14 protein-coding genes are annotated in these 10893 nt (G+C 63.7%); 9 read left to right on the top strand and 5 right to left on the bottom strand.

The genetic code is table 11. From position 1 onward, the window contains the following. Nucleotides 1-4: 4 nt before the first annotated feature. On the bottom strand, nucleotides 5-1069 hold the full coding sequence (gene recF / locus FHS49_RS00685) for a DNA replication/repair protein RecF (protein ID WP_184014399.1): 1065 nt from the start codon (nucleotides 1067-1069) through the stop codon (nucleotides 5-7). Between the two features lie 76 nt (nucleotides 1070-1145). Here recF and FHS49_RS00680 point away from each other — a divergent pair, with 76 nt between their 5' ends. Together FHS49_RS00680 and FHS49_RS00675 are read left to right on the top strand one after the other, a co-directional pair. Beyond that, nucleotides 1146-1604, top strand: a complete 459-nt coding sequence (locus FHS49_RS00680; RefSeq protein ID WP_184014398.1) for a hypothetical protein — start codon at nucleotides 1146-1148, stop codon at nucleotides 1602-1604. A gap of 65 nt (nucleotides 1605-1669) precedes the next feature. Beyond that, nucleotides 1670-2566, top strand: coding sequence for a hypothetical protein (locus FHS49_RS00675; protein ID WP_184014397.1), 897 nt, complete (start codon nucleotides 1670-1672; stop codon nucleotides 2564-2566). A 24-nt stretch (nucleotides 2567-2590) separates the two neighbouring features. On the opposite strand, the gene dnaN is transcribed toward FHS49_RS00675, so the two are convergent. Together dnaN and FHS49_RS00665 are read right to left on the bottom strand one after the other, a co-directional pair. After that, nucleotides 2591-3703: a DNA polymerase III subunit beta gene (gene dnaN, locus FHS49_RS00670; RefSeq protein ID WP_184014396.1), complete on the bottom strand. Its 1113-nt coding sequence runs from the start codon at nucleotides 3701-3703 to the stop codon at nucleotides 2591-2593. Nucleotides 3704-3904: 201 nt separating this feature from the next. Beyond that, a complete protein-coding gene (locus tag FHS49_RS00665) occupies nucleotides 3905-4480 on the bottom strand; it encodes an outer membrane protein (protein WP_184014395.1) in 576 nt (191 codons plus the stop codon). 134 nt (nucleotides 4481-4614) lie between these two features. On the opposite strand from FHS49_RS00665, the gene FHS49_RS00660 reads away from it, so the two are divergent. Genes FHS49_RS00660 through FHS49_RS00650 form a run of 3 tightly spaced genes read left to right on the top strand, consistent with a single transcriptional unit; the run spans nucleotide 4615 to nucleotide 5983 of the window. After that, nucleotides 4615-5262: a histidine phosphatase family protein gene (locus tag FHS49_RS00660; protein ID WP_184014394.1), complete on the top strand. Its 648-nt coding sequence runs from the start codon at nucleotides 4615-4617 to the stop codon at nucleotides 5260-5262. After that, on the top strand, nucleotides 5259-5747 hold the full coding sequence (locus tag FHS49_RS00655) for an invasion associated locus B family protein (protein WP_184014393.1): 489 nt from the start codon (nucleotides 5259-5261) through the stop codon (nucleotides 5745-5747). The genes FHS49_RS00660 and FHS49_RS00655 overlap by 4 nt, the downstream gene beginning before the upstream one ends. Next, nucleotides 5744-5983 carry a hypothetical protein gene (locus FHS49_RS00650; protein WP_184014392.1) on the top strand — a complete coding sequence of 80 codons (240 nt, stop codon included), beginning with the start codon at nucleotides 5744-5746 and terminating at the stop codon, nucleotides 5981-5983. Before FHS49_RS00655 ends, FHS49_RS00650 begins: the two co-directional genes overlap by 4 nt. 30 nt (nucleotides 5984-6013) lie before the next feature. Here the strand turns inward: FHS49_RS00650 and FHS49_RS19780 are convergent, their stop codons facing one another. Beyond that, on the bottom strand, nucleotides 6014-6136 hold the full coding sequence (locus FHS49_RS19780; protein ID WP_281397014.1) for a hypothetical protein: 123 nt from the start codon (nucleotides 6134-6136) through the stop codon (nucleotides 6014-6016). Between the two features lie 212 nt (nucleotides 6137-6348). On the opposite strand from FHS49_RS19780, the gene rlmN reads away from it, so the two are divergent. Next, nucleotides 6349-7533 carry a dual-specificity RNA methyltransferase RlmN gene (gene rlmN / locus FHS49_RS00645; protein ID WP_184015873.1) on the top strand — a complete coding sequence of 395 codons (1185 nt, stop codon included), beginning with the start codon at nucleotides 6349-6351 and terminating at the stop codon, nucleotides 7531-7533. Nucleotides 7534-7589: 56 nt separating this feature from the next. Here the strand turns inward: rlmN and FHS49_RS00640 are convergent, their stop codons facing one another. Beyond that, on the bottom strand, nucleotides 7590-8366 hold the full coding sequence (locus tag FHS49_RS00640; RefSeq protein ID WP_184014391.1) for an SDR family NAD(P)-dependent oxidoreductase: 777 nt from the start codon (nucleotides 8364-8366) through the stop codon (nucleotides 7590-7592). A gap of 106 nt (nucleotides 8367-8472) precedes the next feature. Here FHS49_RS00640 and FHS49_RS00635 point away from each other — a divergent pair, with 106 nt between their 5' ends. From FHS49_RS00635 to FHS49_RS00625, 3 genes are read left to right on the top strand one after another with little or no spacing between them, the layout of a single operon-like run. Further along, a complete protein-coding gene (locus FHS49_RS00635) occupies nucleotides 8473-9258 on the top strand; it encodes a TSUP family transporter (RefSeq protein WP_184014390.1) in 786 nt (261 codons plus the stop codon). 45 nt (nucleotides 9259-9303) lie between these two features. Further along, a complete protein-coding gene (locus tag FHS49_RS00630) occupies nucleotides 9304-10119 on the top strand; it encodes a cytochrome b/b6 domain-containing protein (protein WP_184014389.1) in 816 nt (271 codons plus the stop codon). Next, nucleotides 10116-10880 (top strand): molybdopterin-binding protein, encoded by a 765-nt coding sequence (locus FHS49_RS00625; protein WP_184014388.1) that lies wholly within the window; start codon nucleotides 10116-10118, stop codon nucleotides 10878-10880. Before FHS49_RS00630 ends, FHS49_RS00625 begins: the two co-directional genes overlap by 4 nt. Nucleotides 10881-10893: the final 13 nt, after the last annotated feature.

The raw sequence follows: 10893 nt of genomic DNA, 5'->3' as shown, positions 1-10893 counted from the left end.
CGCGTCAGATCGTCCCGATCAGGCCGCGCTCGACTCGCAATCTCTGGGCGGTGGGGGGCACGCCTTCGAACAACGCCTCTTCCGTTCCCGTCATCCAGACCTGCCCGCCGCCCGCTTCCAGCCGTTCGAACAGCGCGGTGCGGCGCAACGGATCGAGGTGCGCGGCGACTTCATCGAGCAACAGGACCGGCCGGCGATCCGCGCGTTCGGCGACCAGATCGGCATGGGCCAGCACCAGCCCGAGCAAGAGCGCCTTCTGTTCACCGGTGGAGCAGCGTTCCGCGGCCTGCCCCTTGCCCAAATGAGTGACCAGCAGATCGCTCCGATGCGGGCCGACCAGCGTGCGGCCTGCAGCGGCATCGCGCGGGCGTGACGCCGCGAGTTCGGTCGCCAGATCGCCATGGCTCCAGCCATCCAGCACCAGTCCCGCGCGCGCGAACGGACCTTCCGGCGCTTCGGTGAGCCGCGACGCCAGCGCCGTCACCGTATCATTGCGCGCCTCGGCCAGCGCGCTGCCATGCTCGCCCATCTGCGCTTCCAGCGCACCGAGCCAGACCGGATCGGGCCGCCCCTCTTCGGCGAGCAGCTTGTTGCGCGCGCGCATCGCGGCCTCATAGCGTGCGGTGTGGACGGCATGGGCGGGATGCAGCGCCAGCACGAGCCGATCGAGAAAGCGGCGACGATTGGCCGCGCCTTCGATGAAAAGCCGATCCATCGCCGGGGTCAGCCACACGATCGAGAGCCATTCGGATAGCGCGGTGGCCGCTGCCGGCGCACCGTTGATCCGCACCTGCCGGCGTTCGGGCGCCAGCGCCGTGGCACCGGTGCCCAGATCGACATCGCCCAGCCGCGCCGCGACTCCGAAGCCGCCCGCCCCGCCGTCACGCGCCATTTCGGACAGAGCCGCGCGCCTGAGACCACGGCCGGGCGCGAGCAAAGAGACCGCTTCCAGAATGTTCGTCTTGCCCGCGCCATTCTCACCCGTGAGCACGACGAAGCGCGGCCCCGGCACGATCAGGGCATCGGCATAGGAACGGAAATCGGACAGGCTGAGCCGCGTGAGGACCATGACCCTCCCTATAGCCAATCGCGGCCAAGGCAAAAGCGCGCTGGTCATCCCCCGGCGGACGTGTGATGGATGGGGCATGACAGCATCCCCCTTCGATATGTGGACCCGCATGATGACCGCCGGGCTGGACATGGCGGCGACCGGACAGCGGATGAACGAAACGCTGGTCGCGGCGGGCAGCGTGGTGCGGCATCGGGGCGAGACGATCGACGCGGCGATGCGCAATCCGCTGACGGCCGATCATGCCGAACTGGGGCTGATGATGTCGGAGAAGACGGAAGCCTTCGCCAGCGCGGGCATGGCCATGGCCACGGACATCATGAAATTGCAGATGGATATGTTTGCGCAGGCGGGGGCCGTGGCAGCAGTCATGGCCACCGGGCGTTTGCCCTCCTCGCAAACCGCAAATGCAATCGCGCAGCGGTCCGAACGGATCTTGGTGCGCGCCATGGGCAGCGGCGGGCGCGCGCTCGCCCCGATTCATGCCAAGGCCACCGCCAACGCAAAGCGGCTGGCGAAGCGCAAGCCGCGCTGAAGGATTGCAGGCCGGATCAAAGCAGGGGATACAGCCCTTGCCCCGTTCTTGCCGAAAGCCTGTCCATGCGCCTGATCCTCGCCCTTGTCCTCGCCGTCACGCCCAGCGCCGTTTTCGCGGGGCAAAGGGCGACCTTCATCGCCAAGGATGACCCCAAGGCGCTGATGGTGACGCTGGCCGACAATGGCGATGTGCGGATCGAAGGGACGGACGAAAAGGAATATGGCCTGCGGATCGGCGGCGTCTTCTATCTCGTGACCAGAACCGAAACGGGCGCCACTGTCGCCCGCGCGAGCGATCTTTCCGCTGCAGCGAAAAAGGCCGTACCCTCCGAAATGCGGCAATTGTTCGGCCAGCTCGGCAAGGGCGTGCCCAAAACCAATCTGAAGATCACGCCGAAGGGCGAACGGACGATCAACGGCCGCACCGGCAAACTCTATGCGATTTCGGGTCTCAGCGGCACGAAGACGGCCGATTTCGTGATGAGCGAGGATCCCGCGCTCAAGCCCTTTGGCGATAATTTGACCGCCTATATGGCCGCCGTCACCGCCCCCGCCGCGATCCTCTTCGGCCCGATGATGGACGGCATTCTGGCCGACATGAACACGGTGTTCGCGCTTGGCACCCCGCTGGACGCCGATGGCAAATTCATTCTGACCACCGTTGAAACCGTGGACACCAAGCCAGCCGATTTCACGCTTCCCGCTGAACCGATGAGCGTCGACGCGCTGGCAGCGAGCTTTAGCCAGCAGGGCAAGAGCAGCGTGACTGCTCCGCCAGAAGATCTGGAGGCGATGCCGATGGATGATGCCGCCGATGACACGCTGGACGCCGCCGAAGACGATATGGCGATCGACCCCGAATCCGAGGCTGCGGCGATGGATGCCGCGGCGGACGCCATGGAAGCCGCTACGGATGCCGCGGAAATCGTTGACGAACCCTTGGAACCCCAGTCGCTTTGACGATCGGGCGCTAGACCCGCCGGGTCAGACGCGCATCGGCATCAGCACATAGAGTGCCGGCGCCTTGTCATTCTCGCGGATCAACGTGGGGGCGGCGGCATCGGCCAGATGGACCTCGACCGTGTCGCCTTCGATCTGGCCCAGAATATCGAGCAGATAGCGCGCGTTGAAGCCGATCTCGAAGCCTTCCGACGTATATTCGCCCGAAACCTCTTCCGCCGCCGTGCCATTTTCCGGGCTGGTGACAGACAGCGTGATCTTGTCGCGCTCCAGCGCCATCTTCACCGCACGGGTCTTTTCGGTGGCGATCGTCGCCACGCGGTCCACGCCCTCTTCGAAGCTGCGCGGATCGATCTTGAGCATCTTGTCATTGCCCGTCGGGATCACGCGGCTGTAATCCGGGAAGGTGCCGTCGATCAGCTTGGATGTGAGGATCGCATTGCCCAGCCCGAAGCGGATCTTGGTCGGGGAAAGCGTGATTTCCACCGAGCCATCCACTTCGTCGAGCAGCTTGCGCAATTCGGCGATACATTTGCGGGGAATGATCACATCGGGCATTCCCTCCGCACCTTCGGGACGCGGCACGGTAACGCGCGCCAGGCGATGCCCGTCGGTGGCGGCGGCCTTCAGCACGGGCTGCGCCTCGTCCGAAACGTGGAAAAAGATGCCGTTCAGATAATAGCGCGTCTCTTCGGTGGAGATCGCGAAGCGCGTCTTGTCGATGATCTGCTTGAGCGTTTCAGACGGCAGTTCGAATTTGGTGGGCAGTTCGCCCTCTGCGATCACCGGGAAATCATCGCGTGGCAGCGTGGAGAGGTTGAAGCGCGCGCGGCCGGCATTCACCTGCATCTTGCCATCGGCGGCGTTCAATTCGACCTGACTGCCTTCGGGCAGCTTGCGAGCGATATCGAACAAGGTGTGGGCGGATACTGTGGTGGAGCCGGCCTGATCGACCGCGGCCTCGATGCTTTCGACGACCTGGAGATCGAGATCGGTTGCCATCAGGCGGATACGGCCGTCCGCCGAAGCTTCGAGCAGCACATTGGACAGGATCGGAATGGTGTTGCGCCGCTCGACCACGGATTGCACATGGCTCAGGCTCTTGAGGAGCGTTGCGCGTTCGATCGTCGCCTTCATTTACAATCCCCCGGGGACTTCAAAACAAGCCGGGAAGACACCTCCCGGCACCATATCATTTCAAACCCTTCCTTAACAAGAAAAAGGGCCGGAGCAAGCGCCCCGACCCTCTCTTTTCGTCATTCCTGCAATCGTCCGAATCTCCATGCTGTCCCGAAGGTGGAGACGCCGGCGTCGCAGCGAACGAAGCACTTCATCCGATCAGAAGCGGATGCCGACGCCGGCCATCGCCTGATGACGCTCAACACCGGCCTCATAGTTGGAATAGCGATATTCGCCCTTGAGGTAGGTCTTGCTGCCCAGCTTCTGCTCGATGCCCGCGCCCACGCGAACGCCGTCCAGATTGGACTTGTCCAGCGTCACTTCGTCCACGCCGTCGTCAGACGTGAATTTGGCACCCGCATTGGTATAGCCGGCCTTGGCATAAAGCAGCGTGCTCGGGGTGATCGCGGTGCCGACGCGGCCGCCGACATAAAGATCACGACCGGATTTCAGGCACAGGCGCGGATTGGCGACGGTGGTCGCTCCGGCACAGGCGCGATTGTCGGAATCGGAATATTCGACTTCGGCACCGATCACGGCGCGGCCAGCCTGAACGTCATAGCCCGCTGCAACGCCATAGCCGACATCATCGCTGTGCGAATCATCGCCCTGAATGCGATCCCAGCCGACCAGCGCCTCGACGCGGGGACCGGTGAACGGTGCATCGGCATCCTGAGCGAGAGCGGGGGTAGCGAAAGCGGTCGCCAGCAGCGATGCCAAAACAAGATTACGCATGATAAACTCCATTTACTTCACGGTCCCAAACCGGGGACGGGAGGCTCAGTGCACGAAACCGATCTCCGTTGCATGAACCTCAGACAACAAGGAAATGCGTTGCAATTTGGCCACAGGGGCTTGAAAGCGGGGCCATGGATTCCAAGGCCCGCTTCTTCATCGCCCGGCATGGCGAGACCGTTTTCAACGCGACCGGCCGGCTTCAGGGGGATCAGGTGCACACGCCGCTGACCCGCGCCGGTTTCGCCCAGGCCGATGAAATGGGCGCGGGCCTGAAACGCTGGCTGGATGCCAATCCGGGCGATGGATCGCCGCTCACCTTATGGGCATCGCCTTATGGCCGCGCGCTTCAGACGCTGGCGGTGGTCGCCGAACATGTGGGTGCGGACTGGCATGAGGCGATCACCGATCCGCGCCTGCGCGAAATCGAAGTCGGCACATGGAGCGGGCGGACCTATCAGGATATCATCGCGGAAAGCGGCCCGCTGATCGAACCGGAAACCGGCCTGTTCAATCGCGCCGCGCCCGGCGGCGAATGGTATGATGCGATCGCGGCGCGGCTATCCTCATGGTTGGCGGACACCACCGATCAGGCCGGAGACCGGCTGATCATCATGCACGGCATGTCCGCGCGCGTGCTGCGCGGCCTGATGACCGGCATGGCGATCGATCCCGCCTATGGCGCGGGCCTTGCGGGCAATCTGCCGCAGGGTTCGATGGTGATGATCCAGCATGGCCGGGAAACCTTCGTCCATCGCGGCGGCGGCCAGGCACCCGCATGAAGCGCGGCGGGATCGCGCTGCTTGCCGTCATGGCGGCATCGCCGGTGCAGGCACGCGATTCGCTGGGCGTGTTCGAAAATTGGGGTGCCTTCCGCGATGCCCGCCCGGCACGGTGCTACGCCATTGCCGAACCCGCACGCGAAACCCCCAAGACCGGATGGAAACCGTTCGCCAGCGTGTCGCACTGGCCCGCGCAGGAGGTCCGCAGCCAGCTCCACATCCGCATGAGCCGCGCCCGCGCCGCTGACGCCGCGGTCACGCTCAGCATTGGCGACCGCCGCTTCCGCCTGACCGCCGGCGGCGCTGACGCCTGGGCGCAGGATGCGCGTGCGGATGCCGCGATCGTCGCCGCCATGCGCAGCGCCACAAGCATGTCCGTGGAAAGCCGCGACGCCGCCGGCCAGCCCTTCGCCGACGTCTACCGCCTGCGCGGTGCGGCAACGGCCATCGACGCGGCCGCGCTGGGCTGTGCGCGGCGGCGGTGAACCCTTTCCGCCATATTTATGATTGGGCAGCCGAGCCGCACTGGGAGGCTAATTGGCGAACCTTGCCGCTGGTCCTGCCGATCTTGGCCTTTGCCGTGCCGCTGGCTCTTGCAGTCGCGATCGGGCCTCTGATGCTCGGCCCGGGAAGCGATAGCCTGATCCGGATATGGGGCTGGGCAATGTGGTTCTGGGCTATCTGCACTGGAGGCTGGTTCTTTTATATTTTTGGCGGCTGACACTCGATGTCATTGCTGCTGCGGCGTTTCTCAAAGAAGAAATGGGGCCTGATTGGGTATCGGGCTGGCGCGGTGCATGGGCAGTGATCCGAAAGGCGATTTGCCGTTGGTGAAGCGCCTGGCCTTGCCGTCATGCTGAACTTGTTTCAGCATCCATTGCGTCACCAAACCATAGTCGGGTGAAACAAGCCGAACGATCTAATCCAGATCCACCTCCTCCTAAAGCAACAAAACCGACAGTTGCGCCCCGCCGCTGCGCTGCCTTTGTCGCTTTAGCGCCACGCCAACCCCGTCCCCGTTCCCGCTGGTAAATCCGGGCATTTTTCCCTATGGGAACGCGCATGACCGCACCTTCCGATTTCAACATGGCGATTCCCGGCCATATCGATCCTGTGCCCGTGCCGCGCGATCTCGTGCCGCGCCGGGATGGGCGGATCGATCTGCTGGGTCTGTCCAAGGCCGATCTGCGCATGGCGCTGGAAACGTCGCAGCTTGAGCCCAAACAGGCCAAATTGCGCGCCAAGCAGCTCTGGCACTGGATCTATAACCGCGGCGTCACCGATTTTGCGCTGATGACCGATATCTCCAAGACGATGCAGCCGTGGCTCGCGCAGCGCTTCGTGGTCAGCCGACCCGAGGTGATCGAGGCGCAGGTTTCGACCGATGGCACGCGCAAATGGCTGCTGCGCACCGATGACGGCCAGGATTACGAAATGGTCTTCATCCCAGATGCGGACCGCGGCACGCTGTGTGTTTCCTCGCAGATCGGCTGCACGCTCAATTGCCGCTTCTGCCACACCGGCACGATGCGGCTGGTGCGCAATCTGACGCCTGGTGAGATCGTGGGCCAGGTGATGCTGGCGCGCGACAATCTGGGCGAATGGCCCAGCCTCTCCGAAGGGCGCCTGCTCACCAATATCGTGCTGATGGGCATGGGCGAGCCGCTCTATAATTTCGACAATGTGCGGGACGCCTTGAAGATCGTGATGGACGGCGAAGGCATTTCGCTCTCGCGCCGCCGGATCACGCTCTCCACCTCCGGCGTGGTGCCGATGATGGCGCGCGCGGGTGCCGAGATCAACGTCAATCTGGCGGTGTCGCTGCACGGTGTCACCAAGGAAGTGCGTGACGAATTGGTGCCGCTCAACCGCAAATACGGGATCGAGGAGGTGCTTCAGGCCTGCGCCGATTATCCCGGCGTCAACAATGCCCGACGGATCACCTTCGAATATGTGATGATCCGCGACAAGAATGACAGCGATGCCGATGCCCGCGAACTGGTGCGGCTGATCAAGAAATTCGATCTGCCCGCCAAGGTCAATCTGATCCCGTTCAATCCCTGGCCGGGCGCGGATTATGAATGCTCGCTGCCCGATCGCATCCGCGCCTTCTCCAGCATCGTCTTCGGCGCGGGCATTTCAGCGCCGGTGCGCACCCCGCGCGGCCGAGACATCGACGCCGCCTGCGGGCAACTCAAGACCGCATCGGAAAAGAAGAGCCGTGCCGAGCTGGACCGGCTGGCCGAAGAAAAGCAGGCTGCGCTGGGGTAAGACGAACCGCCGATCTCGCGAATCTTCGGATTGCGAATCGGCTGAGCGACCGCGGTTTAAGGTCGCATCGTGGTGCCGCCGTCGATGCTGATGACCTGGCCGGTGATATAGGATCCATCGTCCGACAGCAGCAGGGCGCCCATCGCGGCGATGTCGTCGGGTCGGCCTACCCTCGCTTTGATTGCGGCCGCCGATCGCGCCCACTCGATCATCTCCGGGGGCACCAGCTTCTCGATCCGCGCATGGATGGTCATGGCTGGCGCAATCGTGTTGGCGCGGATGCCCTGCGCACCAAAACGGGTCGCAACATGACGCATCAGTGCATGTCCCGCCGCCTTGCTCATGGCATAGGCGACCTGTGCCGGGCTGGGTGCATCGGCGACCGCCGAGCTGGTATACACGATTGATCCGCCGCCGCCCTCGATCATCCGCGGCAGCACTGCCCTGGTGCATAGATAGAAGCCGCGAGCATTCACCCTTTGGGTTTCGTCGTAAATTTCGATGGGCAGTTCGAGAACGCCGATCTGCGGATTGCCGTCGGCCAAGAATCCGAAATTGATATGAGCGCCGTCTAGACGGGCGAATGTATCGCAGCAGGTGCTGACCGCCGAAGCCACCGACGCCTCATCCGCGCCGTCCAGGCGCAAGGCGATCGCTTCGCCGCCCATGACGGAAATCTGGTGCGCCGCCTCCTCCGCCGTTGCCAGTTCGATATCACCGAGCACGATTTTGGCCCCTTCTTCGGCGTATCGAATGGCCAAGGCATTGCCGATGCCGCCCGCGCCCGCCACTAGAACGACCTTGCCTTCAAGCTTCTTGTTCATGCTGATCATCCCCTCGATCCGTTTCTCATGGCATCGGACCTTTCACTGATCATCGGCCTAGCGCCGAGGCTCGTCAATCCGCCAGCGGCGTGGATTGCCTTCTCTGCTCGACATTATGGCCGTCACCGGCGATGGGCGCAGGGTGTACGATATCTCCTTCCTTCCGCTGGCTGCAGGCGCAGGATTGCTCGGCGGCGCGATGAACGCGCTGGCGGGCGGCGGCACATTCGCCACCATGCCCGCGCTGATCGTGCTGGGCCTGCCGTCGCCCATCGCCAACGCCACGAGCAATGTCGCGCTCCAGCCCGGTGCCATCGCCAGCGCCTGGACCTATCGGGACGGATTGGCACCCCTTGGTGGCCTCAGCTTGCGGGCGCTGACGATCATCACCTTCATCGGCGGGCTGGGCGGGAGCCTGCTGCTCGTGGCGACGCCCGTGCGGACCTTCGACGTCATCGTCCCCTGGCTGCTGCTGATGGCCACGCTGGTGCTGGCATTCGGCAAACATGCCTCCAATGCGCTGCACAGCCGGGTGGCCATCGGGCGGAGGACGCTGATCGTGGTTCAGTTCCTGCTCGGCATCTATGGCGGCTATTTCGGCGGTGGCGTGGGCCTGATGATGACCGCCGCCTGGGGATTGCTCGCCGGCCATGCCCCCCATCATCTGGCCGCGCCGCGCACGCTGATGCTGGCCATGGCCAATGCGGCGGCGGCGACCATCTTCGTCTCAAGCGCGATGGTGGTATGGCAATTCGCTGTCCCGATGATGCTGGGTGGGATCGTGGGCGGCATATTGGGTGCCAGGCTGGGCCGGATCCTGCCGCCCTACATCATCCGCATCGTCACATTGCTGGTCACCGCGGGCATGACGGTCGTCTTCTTCATCCGCGCCTATCACTGACGCGCGCCGCTTTACTTGATCGGCGCACAGTGGGATGTTCGCTGCATGGTGATCGATGCCCCGCCCGCCCGCTCCGTATTCCGCCACCGGCTTTCCACCCGCCTCTGGCATTGGGTGAATGTGGTGGCGCTCGTCACGCTGCTGATGAGTGGCCTGATGATCTTCAACGCGCATCCCCGGCTCTATTGGGGGCAATATGGGGCCAATGCGGATTCCGCCTGGCTCGAGATCGGATCGACCGGGACCGAGGGTTATCTCAAGATCGGCGACCGTCGCTGGGATACCTCCGGCGTGCTCGGCTATTGGAAGGATGGCCAGGGCAATGTCGGCCGCGGCGCTTTCCCGGGATGGGCGACGATCCCCTCCACCTATAATCTGGCGATGGCCCGGCGCTGGCATCTGACCTTCGCCTGGGTCTTCGCATTCGGACTTTTGTTCTTCATGATCCGATCGCTGTGGAACGGGCACATCCGCAAGGATCTGGCCATCGGCCGCACGGATATCCGCCCCGCCGCGATCGGGCGCGATATCATGGATCATCTGAAACTGCGCTTTCACCACGGGGATGCGCGGTTCAATATTCTCCAGAAATTCAGCTATGTCGGCGTGATCTTCATCCTGCTGCCGCTGATGATCCTGACCGGGCTCACAATGTCTCCGGGCCTGAACGCCGCCTGGCCGTGGCTGCTCGATCTGTTCGGCGGGCGACAGTCGGCGCGTTCGATCCATTTCATCGTGGCGGGGCTTCTGGTCGGCTTCATCATCGTCCACCTCGCCTTGGTGCTGCTCTCCGGCCCGGTGAACGGCATCCGCTCCATGATCACCGGTTGGTTCAGGCTGCCCGCGGAGAAGGCGCAATGAGCGCGATCCTCACCCGGCGGCGGCTCATCACCGGGGCAGCGCTGGGCGCAGGTGGCTTGCTGGCAGGCTGCGACAAGCTCGGCGAGAATGAGGGGTTTCGCAAAATCCTGTTTTCCGCCGACGCGATGAACCGCCACGCCCAACGTCTGCTGACCGATCGTGAGGCACTGGCGCGGGAGTTTGACCAGAGCGATCTTTCCCCCTTCTTCCGTGGCAATGGATCGCAAAACCCGCAGGATCCGAATTATCAGGCCCATGCCGCCGCCAATTTCAGCGATTGGCGCGTGGCAATCGACGGACTGGTGAGCCGCCCCGAGACGCTGTCCATGGCGCAGATCCGATCCATGCCGCAACGGACGCAGATCACGCGACATGATTGTGTGGAAGGGTGGAGCGCGATCGGCAAATGGACGGGTGTCCCGCTCAAAATGCTGCTCGATCAAGCCGGGCTGCGCGATGGCGCGCGCTACATCGTGTTTCACTGTGCCGACGATAGCGGGGGCGGCACGCAATATTATGAATCGATCGATCTGATCGACGCCTTTCACCCCCAGACGATCATGGCCTGGGCGCTCAACGACGCGGTGCTGCCCATTCGCAATGGCGCGCCGCTCAGGCTCCGGGTGGAGCGGCATCTGGGGTATAAGCACGCCAAATATGTCCAGCGGATAGAAGCGGTGGCCAGTCTGGATGGCATCGGCCTCGGCAAGGGTGGCTTCTGGGAGGATCGCGCCGGATATGAATGGTATGCCGGGATCTGAAGCCGATGGCTTG

This window comes from Sphingobium boeckii (genome assembly GCF_014199215.1).
Classification (GTDB): Bacteria; Pseudomonadota; Alphaproteobacteria; order Sphingomonadales; family Sphingomonadaceae; genus Sphingobium_A; species Sphingobium_A boeckii.
This window is presented reverse-complemented; position numbering and strand designations above follow the sequence as displayed.